Origin of the sequence: Oculatella sp. FACHB-28 (assembly GCF_014696015.1) — a bacterium.
Lineage (GTDB): Bacteria > Cyanobacteriota > Cyanobacteriia > Elainellales > Elainellaceae > JAAUTN01.
In genome coordinates this window covers 271,924-294,434 of sequence record NZ_JACJPJ010000074.1, presented here as the reverse complement: position 1 = coordinate 294,434, position 22,511 = coordinate 271,924, and the positions used below count along the sequence as shown (strand labels likewise).

The 22,511-nt window shown below is 47.0% G+C and carries 27 protein-coding genes, 1 tRNA gene and 2 pseudogenes; 14 read left to right on the top strand and 16 right to left on the bottom strand.

Features of this window, described 5'->3' with window-relative positions; genetic code table 11:
- Together H6F88_RS18040 and H6F88_RS18035 are read right to left on the bottom strand one after the other, a co-directional pair.
- Nucleotides 1–149: pseudogene (locus tag H6F88_RS18040) on the bottom strand (photosystem II q(b) protein); the annotation flags it as partial.
- Nucleotides 150–312: 163 nt separating this feature from the next.
- Nucleotides 313–663 (bottom strand): histidine triad nucleotide-binding protein, encoded by a 351-nt coding sequence (locus H6F88_RS18035; RefSeq protein ID WP_190644114.1) that lies wholly within the window; start codon nucleotides 661–663, stop codon nucleotides 313–315.
- A gap of 115 nt (nucleotides 664–778) precedes the next feature.
- On the opposite strand from H6F88_RS18035, the pseudogene H6F88_RS18030 reads away from it, so the two are divergent.
- Nucleotides 779–1,114: pseudogene (locus tag H6F88_RS18030) on the top strand (magnesium chelatase domain-containing protein); the annotation flags it as partial.
- A gap of 68 nt (nucleotides 1,115–1,182) precedes the next feature.
- Nucleotides 1,183–2,691 carry a fdxN element excision recombinase XisF gene (gene xisF, locus H6F88_RS18025; protein WP_190644113.1) on the top strand — a complete coding sequence of 503 codons (1,509 nt, stop codon included), beginning with the start codon at nucleotides 1,183–1,185 and terminating at the stop codon, nucleotides 2,689–2,691.
- 137 nt (nucleotides 2,692–2,828) lie between these two features.
- Here the strand turns inward: xisF and H6F88_RS18020 are convergent, their stop codons facing one another.
- The 3 genes from H6F88_RS18020 to H6F88_RS18010 all read right to left on the bottom strand — a co-directional run bounded on the left by H6F88_RS18020 (nucleotide 2,829) and on the right by H6F88_RS18010 (nucleotide 7,292).
- Nucleotides 2,829–6,128, bottom strand: coding sequence for a hypothetical protein (locus tag H6F88_RS18020; protein ID WP_190644112.1), 3,300 nt, complete (start codon nucleotides 6,126–6,128; stop codon nucleotides 2,829–2,831).
- A complete protein-coding gene (locus tag H6F88_RS18015; RefSeq protein ID WP_206756453.1) occupies nucleotides 6,125–6,349 on the bottom strand; it encodes a hypothetical protein in 225 nt (74 codons plus the stop codon). Before H6F88_RS18015 ends, H6F88_RS18020 begins: the two co-directional genes overlap by 4 nt.
- 622 nt (nucleotides 6,350–6,971) lie before the next feature.
- Nucleotides 6,972–7,292: a hypothetical protein gene (locus H6F88_RS18010; RefSeq protein WP_190644110.1), complete on the bottom strand. Its 321-nt coding sequence runs from the start codon at nucleotides 7,290–7,292 to the stop codon at nucleotides 6,972–6,974.
- Between the two features lie 257 nt (nucleotides 7,293–7,549).
- Between H6F88_RS18010 and H6F88_RS18005 the strand changes: the two genes are divergently transcribed.
- The 7 genes from H6F88_RS18005 to H6F88_RS17975 all read left to right on the top strand — a co-directional run bounded on the left by H6F88_RS18005 (nucleotide 7,550) and on the right by H6F88_RS17975 (nucleotide 12,672).
- A complete protein-coding gene (locus H6F88_RS18005; RefSeq protein ID WP_190644109.1) occupies nucleotides 7,550–8,557 on the top strand; it encodes a ParM/StbA family protein in 1,008 nt (335 codons plus the stop codon).
- Nucleotides 8,558–8,567: 10 nt separating this feature from the next.
- Nucleotides 8,568–8,843 (top strand): hypothetical protein, encoded by a 276-nt coding sequence (locus H6F88_RS18000; RefSeq protein WP_190644108.1) that lies wholly within the window; start codon nucleotides 8,568–8,570, stop codon nucleotides 8,841–8,843.
- The gene (locus H6F88_RS17995) at nucleotides 8,840–8,983 is read left to right on the top strand and encodes a hypothetical protein (RefSeq protein WP_190644107.1); all 144 of its coding nucleotides are present in this window, start codon (nucleotides 8,840–8,842) and stop codon (nucleotides 8,981–8,983) included. The genes H6F88_RS18000 and H6F88_RS17995 overlap by 4 nt, the downstream gene beginning before the upstream one ends.
- Before the next feature lie 81 nt (nucleotides 8,984–9,064).
- A complete protein-coding gene (locus H6F88_RS17990) occupies nucleotides 9,065–9,562 on the top strand; it encodes a hypothetical protein (protein ID WP_190644106.1) in 498 nt (165 codons plus the stop codon).
- 64 nt (nucleotides 9,563–9,626) lie between these two features.
- Entirely contained in the window at nucleotides 9,627–10,142 is a 516-nt protein-coding gene (locus H6F88_RS17985; protein ID WP_199333662.1) for a hypothetical protein, read from the top strand.
- A 12-nt stretch (nucleotides 10,143–10,154) separates the two neighbouring features.
- Nucleotides 10,155–10,916, top strand: a complete 762-nt coding sequence (locus H6F88_RS17980; RefSeq protein WP_190644105.1) for a hypothetical protein — start codon at nucleotides 10,155–10,157, stop codon at nucleotides 10,914–10,916.
- Nucleotides 10,917–10,980: 64 nt separating this feature from the next.
- A complete protein-coding gene (locus H6F88_RS17975) occupies nucleotides 10,981–12,672 on the top strand; it encodes a hypothetical protein (protein ID WP_190644104.1) in 1,692 nt (563 codons plus the stop codon).
- 5 nt (nucleotides 12,673–12,677) lie between these two features.
- Here H6F88_RS17975 and H6F88_RS17970 read toward each other — a convergent pair whose 3' ends face one another.
- Complete coding sequence (locus tag H6F88_RS17970; RefSeq protein ID WP_190644103.1) at nucleotides 12,678–12,827, bottom strand: hypothetical protein; 150 nt, start codon at nucleotides 12,825–12,827, stop codon at nucleotides 12,678–12,680.
- A 274-nt stretch (nucleotides 12,828–13,101) separates the two neighbouring features.
- Between H6F88_RS17970 and H6F88_RS17965 the strand changes: the two genes are divergently transcribed.
- Together H6F88_RS17965 and H6F88_RS17960 are read left to right on the top strand one after the other, a co-directional pair.
- Nucleotides 13,102–13,335, top strand: a complete 234-nt coding sequence (locus H6F88_RS17965) for a hypothetical protein (RefSeq protein ID WP_190644102.1) — start codon at nucleotides 13,102–13,104, stop codon at nucleotides 13,333–13,335.
- Nucleotides 13,336–13,473: 138 nt separating this feature from the next.
- Nucleotides 13,474–13,788, top strand: a complete 315-nt coding sequence (locus tag H6F88_RS17960; protein WP_190644101.1) for a hypothetical protein — start codon at nucleotides 13,474–13,476, stop codon at nucleotides 13,786–13,788.
- A gap of 58 nt (nucleotides 13,789–13,846) precedes the next feature.
- Here the strand turns inward: H6F88_RS17960 and H6F88_RS17955 are convergent, their stop codons facing one another.
- From H6F88_RS17955 to H6F88_RS17930, 6 genes are all read right to left on the bottom strand, one after another.
- Nucleotides 13,847–14,254, bottom strand: a complete 408-nt coding sequence (locus H6F88_RS17955) for a response regulator (RefSeq protein ID WP_190644100.1) — start codon at nucleotides 14,252–14,254, stop codon at nucleotides 13,847–13,849.
- A 64-nt stretch (nucleotides 14,255–14,318) separates the two neighbouring features.
- Nucleotides 14,319–14,738 (bottom strand): response regulator, encoded by a 420-nt coding sequence (locus H6F88_RS17950; RefSeq protein WP_206756452.1) that lies wholly within the window; start codon nucleotides 14,736–14,738, stop codon nucleotides 14,319–14,321.
- A gap of 338 nt (nucleotides 14,739–15,076) precedes the next feature.
- The gene (locus tag H6F88_RS17945; protein ID WP_190644098.1) at nucleotides 15,077–16,006 is read right to left on the bottom strand and encodes a hypothetical protein; all 930 of its coding nucleotides are present in this window, start codon (nucleotides 16,004–16,006) and stop codon (nucleotides 15,077–15,079) included.
- Between the two features lie 165 nt (nucleotides 16,007–16,171).
- Nucleotides 16,172–16,260: transfer RNA gene (locus tag H6F88_RS17940), tRNA-Arg, on the bottom strand.
- Nucleotides 16,261–16,360: 100 nt separating this feature from the next.
- The gene (locus tag H6F88_RS17935; protein ID WP_190644097.1) at nucleotides 16,361–17,074 is read right to left on the bottom strand and encodes a hypothetical protein; all 714 of its coding nucleotides are present in this window, start codon (nucleotides 17,072–17,074) and stop codon (nucleotides 16,361–16,363) included.
- A 318-nt stretch (nucleotides 17,075–17,392) separates the two neighbouring features.
- Nucleotides 17,393–17,959 (bottom strand): site-specific integrase, encoded by a 567-nt coding sequence (locus H6F88_RS17930; protein ID WP_190644096.1) that lies wholly within the window; start codon nucleotides 17,957–17,959, stop codon nucleotides 17,393–17,395.
- Nucleotides 17,960–18,482: 523 nt separating this feature from the next.
- Here H6F88_RS17930 and H6F88_RS17925 point away from each other — a divergent pair.
- A complete protein-coding gene (locus H6F88_RS17925; protein ID WP_190644095.1) occupies nucleotides 18,483–19,196 on the top strand; it encodes a hypothetical protein in 714 nt (237 codons plus the stop codon).
- Nucleotides 19,197–19,276: 80 nt separating this feature from the next.
- Here H6F88_RS17925 and H6F88_RS17920 read toward each other — a convergent pair whose 3' ends face one another.
- The 3 genes from H6F88_RS17920 to H6F88_RS17910 all read right to left on the bottom strand — a co-directional run bounded on the left by H6F88_RS17920 (nucleotide 19,277) and on the right by H6F88_RS17910 (nucleotide 20,275).
- Nucleotides 19,277–19,465 carry a DUF3606 domain-containing protein gene (locus H6F88_RS17920; RefSeq protein ID WP_190644094.1) on the bottom strand — a complete coding sequence of 63 codons (189 nt, stop codon included), beginning with the start codon at nucleotides 19,463–19,465 and terminating at the stop codon, nucleotides 19,277–19,279.
- Nucleotides 19,466–19,705: 240 nt separating this feature from the next.
- Nucleotides 19,706–20,008 (bottom strand): hypothetical protein, encoded by a 303-nt coding sequence (locus H6F88_RS17915; protein WP_190644093.1) that lies wholly within the window; start codon nucleotides 20,006–20,008, stop codon nucleotides 19,706–19,708.
- An 81-nt stretch (nucleotides 20,009–20,089) separates the two neighbouring features.
- Nucleotides 20,090–20,275 (bottom strand): hypothetical protein, encoded by a 186-nt coding sequence (locus tag H6F88_RS17910; protein ID WP_190644092.1) that lies wholly within the window; start codon nucleotides 20,273–20,275, stop codon nucleotides 20,090–20,092.
- A gap of 208 nt (nucleotides 20,276–20,483) precedes the next feature.
- On the opposite strand from H6F88_RS17910, the gene H6F88_RS17905 reads away from it, so the two are divergent.
- The gene (locus H6F88_RS17905; RefSeq protein ID WP_190644091.1) at nucleotides 20,484–20,672 is read left to right on the top strand and encodes a hypothetical protein; all 189 of its coding nucleotides are present in this window, start codon (nucleotides 20,484–20,486) and stop codon (nucleotides 20,670–20,672) included.
- A 331-nt stretch (nucleotides 20,673–21,003) separates the two neighbouring features.
- Nucleotides 21,004–21,687, top strand: coding sequence for a hypothetical protein (locus H6F88_RS17900; protein WP_190644090.1), 684 nt, complete (start codon nucleotides 21,004–21,006; stop codon nucleotides 21,685–21,687).
- A 248-nt stretch (nucleotides 21,688–21,935) separates the two neighbouring features.
- On the opposite strand, the gene H6F88_RS17895 is transcribed toward H6F88_RS17900, so the two are convergent.
- Entirely contained in the window at nucleotides 21,936–22,493 is a 558-nt protein-coding gene (locus H6F88_RS17895; RefSeq protein ID WP_190644089.1) for a hypothetical protein, read from the bottom strand.
- Nucleotides 22,494–22,511 lie beyond the last annotated feature (18 nt).

The following is a 22,511-nucleotide window of genomic DNA, read 5'->3' as shown; positions in this document are numbered from 1 at the left end:
ATGATGAAGCAGATGGTGGCAGAGAGCAGGGTGGGGATCATCAGAACGCCGAACCAGCCTACGTACAGGCGGTTGTCGGTGCTGGTCACCCAGTTGCAGAACTGCTCCCACAGTGATGCGCTCTCGCGCCGCTGTAGAGTCGTTGTCATGATTAATGAGTGCTTGGTTTACAAGATGTATTGGGTCGGTTTTCTCGACCTGTACATAACTTAAGGCTTTTGTTGAAATTTGTAAAGCTTTTCATGATTAGTTACTCATTTCTCAACAATTGCCTAAGGTAACGCTCTGCAAAGAGCCCAATTTCAGCAGTTCTCAGCCGGGAGGCCAAGTCATCTGCCGTCCTCCCAAAATGTGCAGATGCAGGTGATCGACGGTCTGCCCTCCGTCTTCACCGTTATTGATCACCACTCGATAACCGTTGGTTAATCCAGCTTGCTCTGCAACTCGCTTTACAGTTAGCAACAAGTGCCCCATCAGTGCGTGGTCTGAAGATTCTGCATCCGACAAGTGTGGAATCGGCTGTTTGGGAATCACCAGAATGTGAACCGGAGCTTGCGAGTTGATATCTCGAAAGGCGATCGCCAACTCGTCCTCATAGAGAATGTCGGCTGGAATTTCCCGCTTGATGATCTTGCTGAAAATAGTTTCTTGAATTTCGCTCATTTTGGTTACAAAAACTACTTGCTGAAATTCTAAAGGCTTATGCCGACATGAAAAATTGTTCTACCAACAAAAATTAAGGGCACTCTACCGGGTAGCCGCAGTGGATGAAATTTGTATGCTTGCTAGAATTTGGAGTGCCTCCTTGATTGGCATTGATGCTGTCAAAGTTGGCGTTGAAGTTGACATCGCAGGTGGACTGCCAGGAATCGTCGTTGTTGGCTTACCCGATATTGCTGTGCAGGAATCGAAGGAAAGGGTAAAAGCCGCCCTTAAAAACGCAGGCTATGCCTTCCCAATGCGAAGAATTGTAATCAACCTGACTCCTGCTGACTTACGCAAAGAAGGGCCCAGCTTTGACTTGCCTGTTAGCATTGGCATCCTAGCGGCTTCTGAGCAGGTTAACGCTCAGTTACTAGAAGACTATTTATTTTTAGGCGAGGTTTCCTTAGATAACCGCACAATGCTCGGTCATTTCAGCATACTATGTTCTGGGTAGGTCTAGAACTAGTTTGAGCCTGAATGACCAGAATTATCGGCTACGCAAGGGTTTCAAAGCGTGAGCAGGCAGAAGACTCCCATGCTCTAGAGCAACAGCAGAATAGGCTCAGAGTGGCTGGTGCCGAAGAAATACTGACTGATGTTGAGAGCGGCAGGAAGGATGACCGTCCTCAGTTTCAGCAATTGATGGAACTGGTAAGACAGCAGCGAGTTGAGAGAGTTGTTGTTACAAGAATCGACAGGCTTGGACGATCGTTGCCTTCTTGCGCCAAGACGCTAGAGGACTTTCAGAAGTCTGGGGTTCTTCTTCAAGTTCTAGATGGCTCAGTAGACTTAACCACTGTCGGCGGACGCACACAGGCAGGCATTATGGCTGTGCTGGCGCAGATGGAGAGCGAGATGATTAGTGATCGCTCAAGACATGGTTGGGAATACCTGCGGCAGCGACGGGTTGCGATGAATGCTCCCTTTGGCTATCGCAAAGTAGAGGATCGTCACCAGCTAGACCATGAGACGTTTTTGTGTCTTTTAGAAACTGGGGAAGAAATGAGCCGAGCTAAGGTCGCTAGAGACTTAGTTGACCTGTTTATGAAGACTCGAAGCTTGCGCCAGACAATTCGGGCACTCAACGAAAAGTACGGAATTCAGCAGTTTCAGCACACACGATCGACGCGATCGGGGTTTGAGCATAAAGGGCTGTTTGGTCGATCACCAAGTGGGCTAAGAAGATGGCTGACATCCCCAGTGTTGAGAGGGCACTTGGTTTATTTCGCTGATGATCCTGAAAGAACTCAAATTATTCATGACACTCACGCTGATCAAAGACTCATCAGTGACGAGGAGTATCGATCCATTGAAGAAATTTTAGGAGTCAACCGAGAACGCAGAGGTTGGGGAGCCATAGCACCCGTCTACCCCTTGTCAGGTCTTGTGAAATGTAGTGTTTGTGGCAGTACTTGCTACAGCAGCAAGGCTGGAGCCGATTTGAAGCACAACCGAAGGCAAGATTATGGATACTATTTTTGTCGTGCTGGTGCTGTTGGAGCCTGCACTAACAAGAATTACGTTCGCATGGACGTAGTTGAAGACAAGGTTATTACAGCGTTAATTGACAGAGCCAATGGAATTGCTGATCTAGCAGAAGAACCTCTAGAAACGCAGGAAGATCCCAAAATTGTTGAGCTTCGAGCGCAAATAGAGGGTCTAGAGAAGCTAGCAAGCAATTTTGGCAGCAATCCTGCTTTGGAAATTGCCAAACAAGACATTTCAGCCCAAATTGAAGGATTACGCAACAAATCAAAAGCAAGAGCGGAAGAGCAAACAGACCTGATTGAGACCCTGCTTACTCTTCGTGACCGTCGCTACTGGGACGTTCTAGAGACAACTGAGAAACGCTCAGTCTTCCGCCTGCTCGTAGAGAGAATAGACGTAAAACCCAGTGACGACCAGCCGCTTGCTATAACGAACAACAAGAAGAAGACTAGGCAGCGCTTTCTGAATTGGGAGATTCAGGTGTTTCTGAAGCTTTAACTTCATCTAAGCAACGATAAAGGCACTCGTTGCAGGCTAGCTCACAGTTTTGCTGGCACTCGGAGAGAGCTTTCTGTCTAGCTTGAGTGAATTGCTTCACCGTCTGTTTGAGTATCTTTAATCCGCTCATTTCTCTCCTAGCCCACCGGATTCTGAACTTCAAAATTTCCTCTGAACAAAGCCGCAACCAGGTCTAACCTAAGCTCATAGGGTGTGTGAGCTAAGACCTGTGTCCATCGCTGCCAACTAAACATCTCAATCAGGGTATTTAGCTCTGTTGCAAGTGCTGTTCCCTTGCATTCAGTAGCTACGACTGGTAGGTACTGCTCAGCAACCCAAGCTTCATCCTCAGACAAGGGAGTTTCATCCTTCGGTGGTGGCTTAACCAAGGCACAGACCAACCGCTTCAGCCCTTGCCAGCCATCTGCAAACGTTGCTGCAAGCTTGCTAATGTAACTCTGCTTGAGTCCTGTTCTGCTTGAAACTTCTACTTGAGTTGGCAGTTCACCCGTCTGCGTAAACCAACCCTGAACGCAACTTAGAATGCTTTGCCAAGCAATCTCAGGTTTTGAGGCAGCTTCTAGAGTGATTTCTTTGGCTGCTACCTGCTCAACATGCATGTCTAATGCACTCAGATCAAAGTCTGAGCAAATAACCACCTGCAACTGCTCATCCGGTCTACGGTGCGCTCTGAGTCGTCCGATCGCTTGACGGATATCTGCAAGAATTGTCCGATTAACGAATGACTCAAACTCTGAGTCATCTTGATTAGGGTAGCTACCTGTCAGTACCGCATATTCAGCCTGCAAAGCTGACAAATTACGACATGGGGTTCCGACGAGAATTAGGGTGCTGACCTGCTCAAAATCGTTCACCCCTCGACTATCACGCCACCATGCCCCCATGCTGTCTTGAGCAAACCGTTTGAAATCGATCGCTTTAGCCGTTGGGTCAAGCTGCTGATAGTGAGCAGTGATTGCAGTAGACCGTCGCTGCTGTTCTTTGCCTCGCTGCATCCCCATTCGCCCCAAGTCCGTCACCTGAATGATTTTGAGGTTGCTGTGACTAGAAATATCTTGCTGACAAACAAAAATATCGTCAGGTGAGCATCCGAGCTTTAGAGCCAAGTCTTCACGACTAATAGTTGCATCTAGAAAAACCACAGCCCTAGCTGACTTAGCGAGCATTCGATGACGCTCATCAGGAAGAGTGATTGTTAACCCTTCATGGCCTAGATGTAAGGAGGCTCCTGGAATCTCATCTCTTGAGGTTCGCAGCATTGGTGTGAGCCACTGTTTGACTACCAGTTGATCTATCTGCTCAGCCTTAGCCGAATCTTGATTGGTGAATCGTCTCCGTACTGCCGCAGGTAAATCTGCTAGATCCACTCCGTGTTCTGCGGTTGTGTTGAGCAAGCTTAAGTCTGGAGCCTGCACTTGCTCTAAGGTACTGATATCAATATTCTGAAGCGCTGGCAGCAGTTCAACTAGATCAGGGTGATTGATTCCAAATCGAGGTAATTTGACCGAACCATCCAGGTAAGGCGGTAATGCTTTTAGTAGAGGTCGAACCTCCTCAAATCGATCAGGCGAGTTAACCAACAGAGCGCTGCTTACCTTCTCTACATCCTGCAAACAAACTCTTATTTCTGTAGAAGTGCTAAAGCTTTCGCCTGGTTCTTCCCATAAAAGCACTGCTTCTGAGTAGTCGTATTCTTCGGGATTCGGTTGACTGTCAGGATGCGCTCTCAATTTGGGGCTGCTCAGAGCATGACGCCGCTGATGAAGAAATCCATATCCTGTCCCTTCAGAATGGGAACAAGCTTCCCTCAAGGGGCAAGTTCCGCAGATTAGAGACGCTGTATCTGCACCAGTCACGTTTTTGTTTCTTAAAGCGCTGATTACTCCATTTCTGACGCAGTTGGGTGGCACTACATAAGACTCTCCTTTTGTAGCCCTTCTAAGTCGAGAGTTCCCGTTTGGAGTTGTTTCCTTGGATATCCCTCCGTGTCTTGCTTCTAGGTCAATCCATCTATTACTCACATCCAGCGTGTCTACCGTTGGGTTTCGGTGTTGAGTACTGACGTAAGCAATTTGCCTTACCCCAAACATCTCAGGTTCAGCCCTACCAGAGTCATAGCTCTTGCCTGTACCCGTACTAGACTGGTCAAGAATGAATTGGCAACCACTCTCAATCGCCTGCTGCCAGGTTTGCAAGCGTTCACCAGCTTGGTAGGTAACAACAGTCTGATCAACAGGTTGTCTTTGACCTGGAATAGAAGCAAAACCGTTAGCAGGTCGTTTTCTTGCCTTTTGCAGTTGTCGCTTGATGCCACCAAGCCAGTCAAATTTGGGATTGATGAATTCATGAATGATCGCCTCAAGCTTGGCGGTCGTAATGATTTGAATCTGGCTCAGGTTGCTTAACTCGTCAATGTCTGGTTGGCTTTTGTCAAATTGTCCCCACCAGCCGACCCGCACGGTAAAGCCCCACTGCTGCAAAAGCTTCCAAATCTCGCGCCGTCGTCGCATTACGTGTGAATTGACGATATCGCCAGCGTCCAGGTAATCAACGATATCCCTGCTGTCCTGCTCACGAGCAAGCCGCTCTAAAATTGCCTTAAATGTTTGAGGGCTACTTGCAAGCAAACCACCACCAGCACCAACAACTGTTTGCTTCAGTCTCAGAGACGCGATGTAGGGCTTTGCCCCCACACCCTCAACTAGCGCGATCGCATTGCTGGTAACTAAACCTGGACGAAAGACAGCCAAGGGCAATTCGCCATTTGACAAGTGTGGTCTTGCTCCGTTTGGGCGCTTCTTGGTGACACTTGTGAGCCAGCGATAACGCCCATCTTCAGCCACACCTCTCAGGCGAATCTGGAAACCAACAATCAGCCCGTTGATATCTCTGATCGGACAGAGACACCCTGGCTGAGTATTAAGGCTTAGCCCGTCCAGGTTTACCCCTGGTAGCGAGGTAGGAAACTCTCGTTCAAGCCTTTGCCACTGCTCCACCGACCGGAAACCACCTACATGAATCTGTTCATCAGATAGTCCACGACGAAGCAGGTCTTGCCGATCTGCTGGGTGCAGAGTGAGTTGGCTGAGCAATTCTCGATAGTATCGGTCACGATCCGCTGCTGGCATCGCTTCAGCACGTCGCTGAGCTTCTTGCAAGGCTTTAGCCTCAATCCGCTGCTGTCGATCGCGTCGCCATTCCTCACGCTGCTGGTCACTCCAAATTTGCCTGTCGCTTGGAAGCCATTTGCCCCAAAGCCCATCCTTTGTTTGACCAATAAGTCTGAAGTCCGCAACAGCATCGCTGCTGTCAGAGAGATTCATGCAGAGATGAATACTGTCAGTCTCACGACACTTACCCGATACATCGCTGCAAATTCGACAGGGATTCTGTTGTTTAGTAGGCACAAAAATCATTTCTGTGCCTCCCTAATTCCAAACTCAACTTCGTGATGCCACAGCCTGCGATCGAGAGCTAAACTGGCTTCTGGCGACCATTCCTTATCTAGCTCAGCCTCTAATTCAAAGCTGAGAACGATTATCGTTATAGTAGAATTGGGGTACGCGCTACAGCCTGAAGAAACTGAACCAGGTGTTGCCTTTTCAGAGCCGAAGTCATTAAAATAGGGAAGTTCCATCGGCAGAACAGATTTGTTTTGCGAATCCAACACCCCGTGATGCTTGAAATCGATAGCAGTCGATTTCAAAGCTAGGGTTTGGTTGTACTAGTAAAGAGAGTGAAAAACGGTTGCAAGCTTTCTCAGGGCGTGGCAACCGTTTTTTGCGTTTAAATTAAACGACTTTTGAACCCAAACTCTCCTCTGAAAACCTTCTGAAAATCTCACGGATCAACTCGGAGCGAGTTGTATTTGACTCTTCAGCTAATAGTCCAGAGTGTTGAAAATCTTGTTCCGTAAATCGAACATGGACGACACGATCAAGGACTTGACTTTTACTGTTTTTCTGAGTGTTTCGTTCGGTCGAAATATTCATGATTCGCCTCCGTGACACATTCATTTTACGTGCTGCTTCTCTCGCTTGCAACTCTTACAGATAGCGGCATCCCTGCTAGAGAATTGATGGTTTGCCACTTCTGTAGAAGTAGCTAGAAGATTTTGACTTTTTACCGCTTTTACTTCTGTAGAAGTAACTAAGATGCCAGCTTTGCTATTAGTAAACTGATGATTTTTACTAATTTGCTGACACTTTTGTGTAAATCTTCCTTTAGCTTCAGTAACTCAGAGCTGCATTTCAATTGCTTCAGGAATCAGCTTGTTCAAGCTGCTTTAGCTCTGCAAATTCTTCAGGAGTCAGCTTCTCAAACTTCCCGGTGAGGATATCGTTCCACATTTCCTCGAAGGTAATGCCCCTCTTGTCTGCCAGGTATTTGACCCGCTCTCTAATGCGTGGCTCTCTCTCCTGAAGCTTGGAGCATAACAAGCTACTAGCTTGCTGCGGTTCGCTGCGCTCGTTAATCGTCGCATCGATACGCAGCAAATCTGCATACCACTCTCCAATGCCAGGAATTTGAAGCCGATCAGTCTTTTTGGGCATCTCTTGCCGGATCAAAGTTTGACTCATATTTCACTCACAGAATAACGCTTAAGCATTGCAGATTTGGTTTTAGCTCACTTATTTAAGAATAGTACTCGTATTTGAGTCAAATATGACTCGAATTTGAGTAATATTATGTTAGCATCTGTTCAAGCAACGGACAGCAAGAGAACACGCTGCGAACAGGGAAAACCAAGCGATTGTCTCTTATCTGTCGCTTCCGAGGGGTCTTAACCCCAGTAATTGCAAGGCTTCTACCAAATTTAGACAGGAGAATAATCAGAATGGCTTCAGTTTTGTCCAAGACCACTAAGGGGACATCTAGCGAACACCTAGGGAACACAGGGCTAATTCGCTCTTTAGTTTGCTTCGACGGCGGCAATAGAACGTTGCAATGGCTTGATCCTTGCGGTCGAGTTCGCAGCATCCCGGCATTCATCAAGCACTTTGACCCAAGCTGGCAGGATATGCAGCCGGACGATCAGAGCGTCGTGATTGAGTTTGAGAGTGAGCATTTCGTTTTGGGTGCTGTAGCCCGTGACAATCAGGGCACACCAGTCGTTCAGGATGACAAGTGCGAACTGGCGAGAAAGCTTGTCTTGGCTGCATTGGAGCCAAATCCAGGGCAGAACGCAGTAAGAGTAGAGCGGCTAGCAATCGCCCTTCCTACCAGCCGTTCAGAGCTAGCCGTTAAGCAGGTTAGAGCGATCGAAGGCACCCACGAATTTACCCGCAATGGTGAATCCATCATTGCCACAGTTCGCAAGGTTGAGCCGATTGATGAAACCCTTGCTGCTTATAGATGGGCATCACTCCATCGTCTCTACAGCAGCAAACAGAACATCAATGGTGTTCTGGATTTAGGCGGTGGAACAGGCATCGGTCGGCTGTACAGTGTCTCCGGTTCATTGATGCGGGATGCAGACTTGATTCTGCCAGGGACTAAGGAACTAGCAATCAAAATCAGCGTTCGCCTCAATGCTCAAATTGGTGCATCAGCCCCACTTGCCGCAATCATGGACGGCGTTGAGCGCGGGGATTATGAACTGGGCACCTCTGGTGTTAACTTCCGAGGTGCTTTTGAGAATGCTCGTGCTGAGTGGCTTGATGAGATTCGAGGCGAGGTAAAGACTCGCTGGGGACGCTGGCTGAGTTCTGGTGAGTTAGGCGAAGTGATCGTTGTCGGTGGCTCTGCTCCACTTGCAGAACCATTGCAGGCGGCTACTAAAGGACGCTTCAGAATTGCTCCTGATCCGCAGTTCATAAGCATTTCGGGCATGGCGAGACTGTGAGGGGAAAACAATGGCAAATTCACGCATCGTTCTCGACCCAGACATCAGAGCAGTCGTTGATCAGATTCAATCCACAACTAAGACTACAAGCCCCTCTCAGGCAATTGCCCTCATCGTTTCCCGATACGGCAAACACCTGATTGAAACCTGGGAACTTGACCCAAACCGATACCCAGATCCAAGCCCTGCAAAGTATTACACGCAGCCAGTTGGTTCGATCGCCACTGCTGCAAAGTCTGAGCCTGCATCTACTGATTTCAAGTTCACGGAGCCGATCGAGCTATGACCCCTGAACAGTTTGAAGCACAGCACCAACTCATCACTCAGATGAGGGAACGACTGCATACACTTCAACTTGCGCTGGAAGCTGCAACTGTTTGCCTGGAAAGGTTAGAGCAGATTAGCCAGCATTCCCAAAACAATTAGCCAGCCCCTCTCCGACCAAAGATCCGGGCTGGCATCACTCACATTCACTTCTACAGAAGTAACAAGGAGCTAATTCTCATCATGACAAAACCCACGACTTATTACGCTTCAGACCGCGACGGTTTCTTTGATGGATTGGTAGAGCAGTATGGCAACCAACTTCAGAAGATTGACATCAATGAAAAGCTGTTCATGATTAGCGCGATCGCAGCAATGCACTTCATGGATGGCTGCATGGGCGATGCATTAAGCATCCTGGACGATGGCGAAGATGCACCGCAGGAGATTAGAGACATCCTGTACTCGCTTGAGCAGATGGACTACAGCGCTCAGTTTGGCTTTATGGAAGCGCTGTTAGCTCAGTCGAAAGAGCAGTATCGGTTGCAAGTTGAATTCCTCCGTCAGATTTCCAATGCAGGTGTCAGTGCTGACTTGGCTGAAGAGGTGTCCTGCATTATTGCGGCTGGTGGCGAACGCACTGATGAGCAAATCGCGGTTGTCAGCCAAGCATGGGGTCAAATTGTTGGGGCAGATCCCATGCTTGCCGAACGAATTGAATTACTCATGACGGCTGAATAGCACTCGCATCAAAGCCCCTAACCATTGTTGGGGGCTGCTTTCACCTATCTGGAGATGTCAAAAGATGGACTTCAAAGACTATCAAGCCCAAACCAAACCGAACTGGATAAAGCGCAATCCCGTTGCAGCAGGGGCGATTGCTCTCATGACTCTAGCCGCTGCCGTCAACTTCCCCACCATTGCCCAAAATATGCAGGCAACAGGACGGGTGAGGGAAAAGGCGATGGAGAACAGCGAAGTAAACCAGCAGCTTCAGGCAACCTCACTTTTTACTGAGCAGCAGGCAGAGATCGCAGAAAAGCGCTACAGCGAAGGTTGTGTCTTGGTCGTGGCATCTAACGACCCTGGCAAATTTACTTCTCTCACTGAAGGTCAACCAGTTCTGGATGCAGTTCGAGGTGTCCCGCTACCTGCTGGCACTGTCGTTTGTGATGCCTTTGGGAACACGGCTCGAATCATTGCTCAGAACGGTGAACCCGTAGCAGGTGAGTTTGCATTCACAGGCAACAAACAGGTTGTAGAGGATGCGATCGCAGCTTCCAACGCAGATGCAGAAATCAATCAGCCCAACATTGAATAGGAATCAAAAGCTATGGCTTTCAATCGCAAGGCAAAGACTACTAGCGGCAATACCACCAGCGCTGCTGGAACTCATCAGACCCCTTTCAACCGCAACAAATCTAACTCCTTCGGCTCTAACTCTGAGAACCTTTGGTTTCTTCGTTTGATCTACTGGCTAGCCTTCTCTGTCGGGGTTGTAATTGCGCTGTTCAATATCATTCCCTATGTGAAGTCAGTTAAGTTCCTGTTTGGAACTGCGATAGATGGGTCAGGCATTCTCGAACTTATCAGCCAGTTGCCTCTGATCAATGCGGTAGCAGGGGTGAGCATCATGACTGCCCTCTGGGTCATTGGCATCATTTTCTGGGCATTCCTTCAGGCTGCGGAACTGTTCGAGACATTTCTGAAGCGTAATCGCGCCTTTGTCGGACACACCATTGATGATGCAGTTCATCATCAAAAATATGCCATTTCTGAGCAGGATGATCCGCTGCTGGCAGGTCTGAAGCGGCTTTACAACCGGATGCCGCTGCTCACGATGCACAATGCTCGGCAGACGAAACTGGTAGCTTACACCATTGATTTGTGCGTTTGTCTCACCATCTACCCTCCTGTTGACGGGGGCTTTGGCAGGTTGATGATCGTGCTGCTAACTGGGCAATGGAGCCTGATCGACTGGGCTAATGTCGCCGCACTGGTTGCAACCTTGTTTGTAGTCGAGTGGATCGTGAACTTCCTGTTTTGGGTTAGCGACATCATTCGCTTCGTGAAAGTTGGCGTAAAGCTTCAGTAATCGATTTTGGGCGTTATGGAAATTCCTGTAACGCCCCTTACATATAGCTTTAAGGTGTTCTCCAATGACAAACTTTAACCGCTCCAAAATTCAACGAACTGCTCACGATTGGCTTGCGATCGCAGATGAGGCAAACGACAAATCAGGCAGTCCTACCCTGGTTGCATCTGCTGGTGTGATTGGTGGTCTAGCTTTTGCCTCACTTACTGCTTCGCCCTTGGTCGCTGCTGTCCCGATTTGCTGGGGTGTGTGGGAGGCATGGAAAATCAATGGACGTAAGGCTAAGAACGATGAAGCAATTGCTGCTGGCTGTATCGCTAGCATCCTGAGCAACGAAGCATTTCACCAGTTCAGACAGCAGGCAGGGGATGAAGCGGTCTATGACCAGGTGAGCTGGGCAGAAGACGAGGGCTTACCCCTTAGCCGCGATGCTCAAGACTTCCTCAACTGGTATCGACAGTTCAAACAGCAGCCACAGCTACCTGCTGCTGAGACTGCCGGAGAGTTACCCGCTGCTGTAGGTGCTAACACTCGATTGAATGCCGTCGAAACAACTGCAACGCCTGTGGACGAAACAATGCAGGCAGTAGAAAAGATTTTTGACCTACCAGATGAATCGGTGGAGCAGCAGCCACAGACCAGTGCGACCCTTACGGTAACGGCAGAGCCGCCCGCAACAGTTCGCCCTGCTGCCGTCGTCACTGCTGACCTGGTAGAGATGATGTGCCGTCAACTGAAATCGACCATCGTTGCGGCTCCACCCCGCACAGGTAAGGGCATTTTGGTAGCCAATGCAGGTAGACGGCTGCTGAAGTATCGCCCTGATGTAGAGGTCTGGTTGGTTGATCCAAAAGATGAACCCTCCGAAGCTCACTACTGGTCATTTGTCGATTTAGATAAGCGGCTGCACTTCGACCTAAGAGACTTCAGCATAGATGTGTCCCGCGTCGAAGGATTGCTTGAGGAATTTCAGCAGCGGTTCAACGCTTCCAGCGCTGCAACCAAGCTGCTGATCGTGGATGAGTTTGTGTCTCTCAACAAAATGCTAGATAGCAAGATCATGGGGCTGCTGAAGTCGCGCTTGGTCGCTATCAGCAGCAGCGGTGAAACTGGTAGCGATGGAAAGGGGCGTTTTACCTGGATTGTGACGCAATCACCCAATGCAACCGACATTGGCTTTGGAACCAAGTCTCTACGCTCCAGCTTCAGCAGTGTGCTGCTATTCAGCACTCAGACCGCATCAATCATTGATAGCGCTGTTGGTACTGGCTTCTGCCCCAAACTGGAGACAGCAGCACGACACAAGCTACTTGCTCCTACAGGTCGAGGATTCTATTACAGCAGGGGTGATAGATGGGCTGCACTGCCAAAGTATGAAACCGAATTTCCAGGGGGTGAAACGTCAAGATTGAGCCATCCTTTCAGCTATCAGCAGAGCGATGAATATCAAAAGGATCAGTTTGATTTCAATGCTGAAGCAATCGATTTAGAAGCACTGCTGAGTGCATTTGATGATGTGATCGATGAGCCTGAGTCAAATGCTCAACCCGCATCTCAAACCGATGAACAAATCCTCATTGCATGGTTTGAGAAACATCCTGACCAGTTCTACACGAAGCGGCAAATTGTTCAGATGAAAGTCAAAGTCTCGCAACCCGAACGATTAGAGGAACAGCTAACCAAGCTTGTAAAAGATGGCTGGCTAGAGGTCGAGGAAACAGCACAGACAACAAAATTCAAGTGGCTTCCCGACTGATTCAACTAGTAGAAACTGAAGGGGTGTAGACAGGTGTAGAAGGTGTAGACGACATCCTGATAAGTGCCAAAAAGGGGTGTAGACAGCCCCTTTTCTACGTCTACACCTTTTTCGTCTACACCTTCTACACCTTGCCTTAAGTCCTTATGCAGCAAGGTTTCTACACCTGTCTACACCTTTTTCTACGCCCGTCTACGCTGTAGAAGATGTAGACAGCCCACTTCTACACCTTTTCTACACCCTTAAGAAACAAACCCCTTGCTACAAAAGTAGGGAGTTTCTATTAAATAGAGCGGCTTTAGTGCAATCACAATTTTTCACAGAATCAATGAAGCTTTATACAAACTTCATTGATTCTGTTCAAAGGAAGACACTATATAGACCACTCTCTAGAGTTGAATTGAAATTGAACTATTTAGGGTAACTGTAGTGAACAGGATATCTGTTGAAATTGTTGATACAGAACTGTTTAAGTTCTCAAAACCTATATTTAACATCGGGCAGAAGGTCAAAACATCTAAAGGTTCAACTGGTTATGTTGTAGGTCTTGATTTCTACCCAGAGTCTAAAACTTGGGCATACGGAATTTATTTTGCAGACGAGAAGGACTGCTTCGCTGAGGAAGACTGGTGCAGTGCTGAGCAGATTGTTGCATTCAACTAGAAGCCATCAGTTTTTGTTCATCAGGAACATGTTTTGTCCTTGTGTTGCATCGTGTTATCTTGGGTGCAAGGTATTTTTACCTATTTATAGTGCTCTACTTACGACCCGTGGGATTTGAGTCTTTGCACCTCTATAAACATGAAAGATACCTTCTTCAAATTAGCTTGCCGAATCAAGTCTACGGATATCGTAGCCAAAAGCGCTGATTTTCATGATCTAGCAACCGTTGAACAGCAGGTTATAGCGCTTAATGCAGAACGGGGGCAGACTCATGAATATTTTGTTGAGAGCGTAAAACTAGACGCTCTACTGCCTTGGGAAGTAACTGCATTAGCAGAACGAGGAATGATTAGCTTAGAGCAGCTAGAGCGGTATTCAAAAACAGATGCTTACCGCGAGCACACTCCCTGCCTCAGAGAATTGATTCAAAGAGTACAAGTCAAAGGACGCTAAGCCTACACCGATGCTGCTGATCCAGCACTGCTGCTGGGTCTTTCTGTTGGTATTGCTATCAAACCTTACTAGAAGTCAACTCCAACACAGCTTGCAATAATTCATCTTGCTCAACAGGCTTAGCCAAATGCTGCTGGTAACCTGCTGCAAGCGCTTGTAGCCGATCTGATTCTTTGGCGTTAGCTGTTAGTGCGATCGCAGGCACCTGCCCTCCTTGCTCAACCGTCAAAGCTCTAATTTGGCGAATTAGCATGTAACCATCTACGACAGGCATACTCACATCACTGACTAAAATGTCTGGTCGCCACTCCAGAACCGCTTGGAATGCGTCACTCGCTGAGCTAACTGCTGCTACCTCTGCACCGTAAACCTCGAATAGAAAAGCGAGGAATTGGAGATTGTCAACATCATCATCTACGAGCAGCACCTTTAGACCATCTAGCCTGAAATCAGCATCGAGGGACATGGCTCGGGAACCTTGACGAATTTGCAGGATAGATTTGATATTCCCACAAAAGATTTGCCCTTTGTTAATCCCGCTTAACAAGCTTGAGAATTTCTTGGACTAACTCATCTGGGTCTAATGGCTTGGACATAAAATGCTGAAAACCTGATTGCATTGCTCCTTCAGCATCAACCTCCCTCGTGTAGGACGTTACGGCGATGGCTGGTAGTTCGTTCCACACTCCTTCCAGATGTCTAATCTGTTCTATCAACCAACGTCCATCCTCCTCAGGGAGCCTAACGTTACTGACCAAGATGTCTGGTTTCCGTTGTCCTAATTCGCCCAGCGCTTCAACAGCCGACCTGGCAAGGATAACCTCGGCTCCGTACTCTTGGAGAATGAACGTAAAAAGCTCAGCAATATCAGGCTCATCCTCAACGAGAAGCACTGTCAGCCCTGCCAACAGAGAACTCTGAGAATGATGCTCATTCTTTGCATTTCGCATGGTTGTAGCAGAAAACACAACTGCTTTATAAAGGCTAATCAAGCAGTTTTTTGTTTCTCCCATACGGCAGATATCGCAAAACGTTGGGGTAGAGATTGTACTCAGACGCAGGAGAGCAATTGCCTGTTACTTCTTCCTCTAGCAAGGGAACTCTGAATTACATGAAAACATCCGACCCAGCATTTCTGCTAGGTCTTTTATTTTGCTCCTACTTCGGTTGCGCTGCTTCTGAAGTGTTGCTCTTGAGAGCCGTACATTACGTTCAGATTACCTTAGGCAACCAGAACCAGACCCCTTAAGCAGGGTAACTTTCAGTTCTGCAAATACTTCAAACAACTTCACATTTGACTAGGCTTAATTAAGTCTGCTCGTACTGGCTCTAAAGAGGCTAATAAAGGTTCTAACCGATTGGCTGGAATAACCCCCTGTTGAACTTTCTTCTTCAGATAGGAGGGAAATTTGCCAGGCAAGTATTCTGTCTGAAGCCACTGTCTAAATTCCCCCAAGGACTGCAAGGGATAGATGAAAGCCTCAATAACATCATTTGCTTTCGCTTGAGGAAAGTAGTCAGGATAAGCATGAGGATATTTTGCACGGTTTCCGTATTTCTGACTTAATGCACACTTACTCCAATACTTACTCCAAACTTGCCCAACACTAATATCTGGAACAGTATGGTCATCGACAATCAAGCCTTTTCGGATAGAAGCTATTACGATATCTGCTGTCTCCCTAAAAATGCTAAAGTACCCAACTGGGACCGGATTGAGCAGTAATCGATCATGGAAGTGTCGCCACGAATTGAGCATCTCGCTCATCGGGTCATAACCAGTCATTTTATATATAAAGTCTCGTAAAGATTTACGAGCTAAGATCCGATAGTTGTTCTTCGCTTGCTCTGTACAGTAACGTTCAGCTTCAAAAGCGTAGTACTCTAGAAATGCCATGCAAACCGTATCTGGGTAAGCATTTACAGTTCGATCCTTATAGATGGTTTTCACAAACAGCTTACCACCCTCAAAACCTTGAGCAGCAAGCAATTCAGTGATTTTTTGACTTCTCAGCTTACCACCGTTCTCGGAGTAGTCATTTGCCCACTGAATGATAGCAACATGCGAAACGCCGCAGACTTTAGCAAGTCCCCTTCCAGTTAAGAACGGTGTCCCATCATTTAAGACTCCCATTTCAAGCCCGTCCACTTCTGTGGACTTGACAACATGAAGGGTTAATTCGAGCTGAGTAAATTTTTCGCCTGTCTGTGTTGACATTGTAATTAGTCCTTTCTGATTGACATGAAAAGCTTTTCATGATAGGGCTAATTCCTTGACAAGCATGATATCTTAGAGATACAACAAATCGAGAAGCCCTAGGAAAGCTTCCGATTAACACTCTAAGTACCAGGCTTTTAGCCCTACTGAAAGTGAGAGTTACCGTGGTGGGGGTGGTGGGATTTGAACCCACAAAACCCGGTCAGGTTGGTGGATTAGGAGTCCACTGCGGTTGCCAATTTCGCCACACCCCCCCGTAAATCTGAGATGGTGAGTATCGAATTAGGAAACGATGCTCACCATTTCTTTAGGAAGAGTCAAAGAATACCAAATCTTTTTCCACAACCAGAAACATCATCTTAAAGCCCAATCGATAGGATGAATTACGCTAGAACGATTTTTCGGTTCTAGACACAGTGATACAGGCACGGCTGATGCCTCAAATAATTGCTTACTTCTGTGCAAACTTCTAGAGGCGTAAGTTCTCCTATCAAGTTTTATCCAACGAGGGGTTTCTCCTACTGCTCCGGAGCGAAGTTCAACAGAAAGTGAATTTCTTGCACGAGAGAATTCTTCAACTGAACGAGTGTCGTATATTGCTCTAGTTAATTCCTCTGTTGTCATTGATTTTGCGCTTTGCGATAGTACTCGCTCCACAATGTCCCCCAACCTTAAGTTGGGCTGCTTATATTGTGGTCGCAGCATATCCATCGGCATTCGCTTCTTCTGAATTTCAAGCTTGAAATTCTGCTTATCGAGGTTTTGACTAGTATGTTCTGGAGTCTCTCCGTCTTCACTAGAAGTAGATTCTCTCCTCAGTGCGACTTCTTCAGACTTGTCCGTATCAAATTCAGAGGAAACAGAGCTATTGATTTGTACTAGTTGTTCCCCATCCTTGGAAAGCAAAAAGTCTAAAGTACCTTGGAGATGCTTAACATTAGCTTGCTTTCTAGCAATTCTCGCTTGAAGCTTAGCTAATTGAGCTTCCTCCCGCTCAAGATTAACAAGTTCTTCGGATATTGCTGTCTGAAGCAACTCTACTGCTTGCTGTAGATTGATCTGCGACATGCAATTGATCTCTACATGGGTATGCGTTTAAAGAGTAAGTGATCAAATCAAGAAGATCAAGACCAAAACAAAATTTTGTTTTTTTTAGTTCGTTTGTACTATTCTTTTTTGAAAAATGTGTGTGAGGGAACGCTAGTCTACCAGCGATGGCGTTGGAAGCCTTTGATTTTGGACATTATGCACTAAACAAAAAGTTTAGTACTCATGTATTAACACGAGTACGAGATTCCTCCAAACAAACTAGGTAGTCTTTATATTGTTTTGATGCTTCTTCTATCTGCTGCTCAGATGCACCTCAAAGACTTTTGAAGCTCCCCTTCAAGCCACTTCAAACCCTGCATCAGCCTGCTTCAACTTCTCATCCACCACTGCCTGGTCTACTCCCAGATAAGCCTGAAGCTGAGACAAAGACTTGTGACCGCTCACCCGCTTCAGTTCATGCAGTCCCCAACCCTGCTCGTGCAGGTGGGTTAATCTCGATCGCCTGAAGCTGTGCAAGCTTACCCCTTCAAAGCCCAGCAGTTCAGCCGCTAGCTTGACGTGCTTCTCTACTGCCCTAGCTGTGATGTGCCCAGTCTTAGAACCAGACGGGAAGAGATACCCTGCTGCTGGCTTGATTCGCTTCAGCACCTTTTGCAGTGGCTCCGACATGACCACCTTGCGCGTCTCATTAGTCTTGGTGTTGGGCACCGGAAAAACAACATAGCCATTTCTTAGATGCTCAACCCGCAGGTTCACCACCTCGCCAATCCTGCCAGCGGTCAAATAGCAGATTTGGACGATCGCGCGATAGGGGTCATCCAATTCAGCAAACAAATTTTGTAGTTCATCCAGTTCTAAAATTGCAGCGCTGCCAGATCGATTTGTCTTGCCGTCACGAGGCATTGACTCACCTCAGAAAAGTTTCTTCTCTATTTTATTCGTATTCCACACGGATTACGAACGACTCTACTAAGTTTGATGCTGTTCTGTGATAGTTACGACTGCTTTAGAGTGCTTGTTGCTCAAAAAGCACTCTTATTGAGAATGTAGAGCTATCTATTGTTGCGCTTTGAGATACATAAGACTCGCCTTGAGAAGTTCAAGCTTAAGACCAAAGGACTCAGCATTTGAGCAAATACGGCTAGTCCTCTGCTGAAGAACTGAAGGCTTAGCTACTTCTGTAGAAGTAAGTACTATTCGTATTGATGTATTAGAAGTATTTGTGTTGATATGTCAAAACAAATCGGAGTAGTTTGAAAGCCAAGCATTGAGCCAAAGTAAGGATGTTTGACTTAAAAATAATGCAGAACAAAAATATTTTATGACTTATTTACAAGGCAGCTTCTTGTAAAGAATTAGCACTTGCAAAAGTTGAGCAAGTTAGTTTTAATCAGATTAATTAACCGACTGGAAGGGTGCCTTTAGCATGATTCAGATCCCTCTTCAGACCAGCAATGACGTAGATCTCATAGCAGATCAACTCTACTTATATACCCACACAAAAGGCTTTATTGAATGTGCTGCTGCCATAAGGCGTAGCATTGCTGAATGGGCTGATGAAACCTATAGAAAAATCGTGTTTCATTGTGAGTCAAGATATGACGCTGAATTGATTAAGCAACAGGCTAACATAGTGAAATTGTTTGCCAAGCTACGAGGTCTTACAGCTATCCTGGTTAAGTTTCCAGGAGCTAGAACAGCCAGGACGTTCTCAGCAGCTAGAGAAGGGGATGACTTAACTGTTATTCCACCGCTGTCAAGCGTGCCTGCGATCGCATCGATTCAGCTAGCTCATAGGATGTGCGAAGCAGGGCAACAAGGCATCTGTCAAGCATTAGTGCATCACGAAACAGATTGGCAACTATTCGTCACACAACCTTTGGCGGATCTCCTTGGTATGTCTATTGAAGAAGCAAGCCATCTCAACGTGCGACCTAATTGGGTGCATGATGGCGTAGACGATGGACTGGCAGAAATGAAACAACTACTTAAACAGAAAGGAATCGTGCAGCTTGCCTACAGAACTCAGCTAAAACCTGGTCATGTCTACGATTTTATTTCCCGGTTTGAGTTGGTGTTAGACGGACGCTTTCGACTGACTACCATTCTGTCTGCCCTTCCAGTCGAGGTGGACGATTAAAGCTATCGGCAGTCTAGAAGCACAAACAAAACAAGCCCCAGCATTGCTGCCGGGGCTTATTAGTCATTAAGATTCAGAACTTACACATGCTTGTTTGCACGAAGCCACTGGCGAACATCAACTACCATCGGACCAACGTTGCGAACAGCACTTCGCAAAACTGTTTCGGAAACACCCAAAGTCTGAGTCCAGTACGCTATCTCGTATGCCTGATTGACATTAATTTTGTTGGGATCTTCAGGTCCACGTCGTCTCAAATTATCTGGCATAAAACCTCCGGGTAGAGCAAACGTACTATCTCCGCATTATTACGAGAGAAGAAAGTGGTGCCCTCGGTGTTTCTACGAAACTTTTAGCAGTTGTTTTGGGGATTCTAGGCGAAAAATCAGGGATTACTCGGTTTCGCGCAAAAATTCTACTTGTAGTTCGCCTGCAACCTTCTACTAAGTCAAGAAGTAAGCCCTAGCAGCAATGCTAGGGCTTACTTCTGTAGAAGTGGCTGAGTCAGGTTAGTTGAGTTGCATCAAACCATCAAGGAAGCGATCGAGCTTGGTTGAATCAGATTCAATCTCAATCAGCGCTTCGAGCAGTTCCCTTGCAGTCTCACTACGCTCGGTTTTTGGAGCAGCTTCTATGGCCCGCACCAAACGGAACTGTGCAGACTCGATCGCTTTAAGCTGCCCTCTGTACTGAGCCAGCTTCTTATCTTTTTCGTCTTCCACAAAAACTCGACTGAGATCTAAATTCCCTGGTTGCCAGTTTAGAGGCTTCCGAAGCGGAACGTGGACGATTGGTGTTTTCTTTGCAGGCATGAGGTTATATCCTTGGTTTGTTGCAGAGAAGAAAAATCGAATTGCAGGAGGGTCAGCAAGTGACCCTCTTTTTATGGCTCGTTAGGCTGCGATCGCAACTGGCAAGGGTCGAGGTGCGGACCACGTCTCGAAAACTGCCCAGTCAAAAGAAGAATGCTCTCGGCGAATTGCCGCCCAAACATCACAGAAGCGGTCAGTAGGTGACTGAACTTGAATTAGCTTCTCTTGGCGGTCGTGGATGTTGATCAGCGTTGCGTTGAAGGTCATCTCGGTTAGAATCCTTGTGATTGTTTAATCGGTTGAGGGCAGTTAGCGCTGCCCTTTTTTTTTTGAACCCTGATATCACCATTATCTCACTGTATACAGTGAGGTGACAAGGATTTTCAGCTAAAAGTGTCACAATAGAAATGAAAAACTGTCACTGTATACAGTGAGGCTAAAGGTTGCTACCTTATAGAGATGGAGGTTGGAAACGATGGCTAACGAGGAAAATCTGAAGCACTTTGCTCGCGCTGATGAAACAGTTGAGCCACTAGCTGGCAAGGCTACTCAGGTACGACTACCTGTTTCTGTTAGCAAAGCTGTTGAGGAGCTTGGAAAGCAGAAGACAGCTTGGCTCAGGAGAGTCATTACTGAGGCAGCACAGCGGGAAGGGCTGCTGTAGGGTTGCGATCGCAGCACTCAAGTTTTAGGACTTTTCTACGCATTGAGCGCAACAATTCTGAGGATGCAACAGCCAGGATGCAGTCACTCCAAACGTTATAAGCGTTGTCCTGATGAAGGTATCGTTTTCAGAAGTGTTTTGTTGCACGATCAAAGAACAACGTCTCAGACTGGCTTCCTAGCCTAATGTCGGTCTGATATGACGGGTTCGCCCACGCAATGTCTGCGCCTGACAGCCCCCTTTTCCCAATGTTTTTAGATCGGCTCCAGTCAAACCATCGACCGCTCTAAAAAATTTTTCAGATTTTTGAAAATTAGTTATCTGAGGTTCCATGAACAGTCCTGTACAAACTGAGCAAAGAGCAATCGATCATTTATTAGGGCAACCAGTTCTAGTTGAAGCGTATTTGGACACCTGGCGGCCCGATCCAGATTGGAAAGATGTTGCCCTAGTACTCAAGTACGTAAAGCTCACCGACTATGAAACTGGGAAAACATCTCTAGCAAAAACCTTAGATCACTGCTGGCTATGGATACCCGAAAACTGCTGGAAGACTCGCTACAATACGGCGATTGCTACCAACGCACAAATGCTGCTCAACGATAAGGTCTGGCTCTGCTGCACCGTTTCCAAGTACATCCGCAGCAACGGCACTATTGACTATGGGCTAAAGCCTAGAAACGAGTTTCCGGTATCTTTGGAGCAAGCACGAGTGATCAGGCAAGCAAACCAAAAACTGCGAAAACACGCAAAACATCTTTATGGAGAAGATCTGGCAGTCAAGTTTACATCACAGTGCCTATTGAGAACTCAGCTTGACATGAAAGCAGCCGACTGGCGTGAGATTGGGTATTCCTGGAAAGATGCTAAGGCCAATGTTGAGCTTAATATTTCGGCTCTTTCCGCTGCAATGGAAATTGCTCCTGGTGTCACAGAAGCAATGATGGAACAGGTTTACCACGAGGGCAGCTACGTTGTAGAGCAAACGAAAATCAGGATTGAAGCTGCTGGTTGAAAGTAAAGCTTTTCTCTTGTTCTGTCTGAACTGTGAGAGTTAAGTAGCAACACACGGCTGTAGCGGTTGTTGTAGCTTTATTGTTGCTTATAAAAACGGAGCCGCTAACTGTCACAATAGCCAAAAACCGCATTCTGCCGTTGATTTAGAGCAGGAAATGCGGGTTTTGGGACTGAAGGGCGCGATCGTGGATTTTTATACGCTACAGACAATTGGGTTCAATGTAGCGTCGGAAGCACAAAACAAAGCTACAGTTTTTCTTTCGATCGCTGCTGTTTTAATACATCGGTATGATCGCCAGATTCATTTGGCTTGCGGAAGCGATACCTGATCGTGAATCGAGCTTCCCCTTTTTGATGAATGACCACTGGCAAGACCACCCACCAGTCCTTCAGGGAATTTGGTCGTTCAACTTCTCTCAGATTTGCAAACACAATTTTTTGCTCAGCTTGCAGGCGCATGAGCGAAGTGCGGGAATGCAGCAGCTCGTCAAATTCTTGCAGAGCATTGTCAAGCTGCTCACTCAGGTTATTGATCTTCTGTGCGGCTGCTCTCAACTCCTGAGTATCGCTCTCAAGCTGAGCCTCAGCCTCCTGTAATGCCTGCTCCTTGCGTAGTTTCTGCATCTCGGCTTGGCAGTTTTCCAGCGATTGCTCGTAGATTTGCAACAACTTTGCTTCCTCTTCCGCTCTCTCTCTCTGCGCCTGCAACTGAGCTGAAACTCGCTGTAGCTCCAACTGCTGAGCTTCGAGTTTTTCAGCAATCGATGGTTGCTTCTTGTTGCCTGGGTTAAATACTGCAAGCATTCTCAGTTTTTCCTCAAT

Excerpts from the sequence above, each read along its gene's own strand:
- H6F88_RS18035 (WP_190644114.1), bottom strand. The coding sequence starts at position 663 with ATGAGCGAAATTCAAGAAACTATTTTCAGCAAGATCATCAAGCGGGAA.
- xisF (WP_190644113.1), top strand. The coding sequence starts at position 1,183 with ATGACCAGAATTATCGGCTACGCAAGGGTTTCAAAGCGTGAGCAGGCA.
- H6F88_RS18020 (WP_190644112.1), bottom strand. The coding sequence starts at position 6,128 with ATGATTTTTGTGCCTACTAAACAACAGAATCCCTGTCGAATTTGCAGC.
- H6F88_RS18015 (WP_206756453.1), bottom strand. The coding sequence starts at position 6,349 with ATGGAACTTCCCTATTTTAATGACTTCGGCTCTGAAAAGGCAACACCT.
- H6F88_RS18010 (WP_190644110.1), bottom strand. The coding sequence starts at position 7,292 with ATGAGTCAAACTTTGATCCGGCAAGAGATGCCCAAAAAGACTGATCGG.
- H6F88_RS18005 (WP_190644109.1), top strand. The coding sequence starts at position 7,550 with ATGGCTTCAGTTTTGTCCAAGACCACTAAGGGGACATCTAGCGAACAC.
- H6F88_RS18000 (WP_190644108.1), top strand. The coding sequence starts at position 8,568 with ATGGCAAATTCACGCATCGTTCTCGACCCAGACATCAGAGCAGTCGTT.
- H6F88_RS17995 (WP_190644107.1), top strand. The coding sequence starts at position 8,840 with ATGACCCCTGAACAGTTTGAAGCACAGCACCAACTCATCACTCAGATG.
- H6F88_RS17990 (WP_190644106.1), top strand. The coding sequence starts at position 9,065 with ATGACAAAACCCACGACTTATTACGCTTCAGACCGCGACGGTTTCTTT.
- H6F88_RS17985 (WP_199333662.1), top strand. The coding sequence starts at position 9,627 with ATGGACTTCAAAGACTATCAAGCCCAAACCAAACCGAACTGGATAAAG.
- H6F88_RS17980 (WP_190644105.1), top strand. The coding sequence starts at position 10,155 with ATGGCTTTCAATCGCAAGGCAAAGACTACTAGCGGCAATACCACCAGC.
- H6F88_RS17975 (WP_190644104.1), top strand. The coding sequence starts at position 10,981 with ATGACAAACTTTAACCGCTCCAAAATTCAACGAACTGCTCACGATTGG.
- H6F88_RS17960 (WP_190644101.1), top strand. The coding sequence starts at position 13,474 with ATGAAAGATACCTTCTTCAAATTAGCTTGCCGAATCAAGTCTACGGAT.
- H6F88_RS17955 (WP_190644100.1), bottom strand. The coding sequence starts at position 14,254 with ATGTCCCTCGATGCTGATTTCAGGCTAGATGGTCTAAAGGTGCTGCTC.
- H6F88_RS17950 (WP_206756452.1), bottom strand. The coding sequence starts at position 14,738 with ATGCGAAATGCAAAGAATGAGCATCATTCTCAGAGTTCTCTGTTGGCA.
- H6F88_RS17945 (WP_190644098.1), bottom strand. The coding sequence starts at position 16,006 with ATGTCAACACAGACAGGCGAAAAATTTACTCAGCTCGAATTAACCCTT.
- H6F88_RS17935 (WP_190644097.1), bottom strand. The coding sequence starts at position 17,074 with ATGTCGCAGATCAATCTACAGCAAGCAGTAGAGTTGCTTCAGACAGCA.
- H6F88_RS17930 (WP_190644096.1), bottom strand. The coding sequence starts at position 17,959 with ATGCCTCGTGACGGCAAGACAAATCGATCTGGCAGCGCTGCAATTTTA.
- H6F88_RS17925 (WP_190644095.1), top strand. The coding sequence starts at position 18,483 with ATGATTCAGATCCCTCTTCAGACCAGCAATGACGTAGATCTCATAGCA.
- H6F88_RS17920 (WP_190644094.1), bottom strand. The coding sequence starts at position 19,465 with ATGCCAGATAATTTGAGACGACGTGGACCTGAAGATCCCAACAAAATT.
- H6F88_RS17915 (WP_190644093.1), bottom strand. The coding sequence starts at position 20,008 with ATGCCTGCAAAGAAAACACCAATCGTCCACGTTCCGCTTCGGAAGCCT.
- H6F88_RS17910 (WP_190644092.1), bottom strand. The coding sequence starts at position 20,275 with ATGACCTTCAACGCAACGCTGATCAACATCCACGACCGCCAAGAGAAG.
- H6F88_RS17905 (WP_190644091.1), top strand. The coding sequence starts at position 20,484 with ATGGCTAACGAGGAAAATCTGAAGCACTTTGCTCGCGCTGATGAAACA.
- H6F88_RS17900 (WP_190644090.1), top strand. The coding sequence starts at position 21,004 with ATGAACAGTCCTGTACAAACTGAGCAAAGAGCAATCGATCATTTATTA.
- H6F88_RS17895 (WP_190644089.1), bottom strand. The coding sequence starts at position 22,493 with ATGCTTGCAGTATTTAACCCAGGCAACAAGAAGCAACCATCGATTGCT.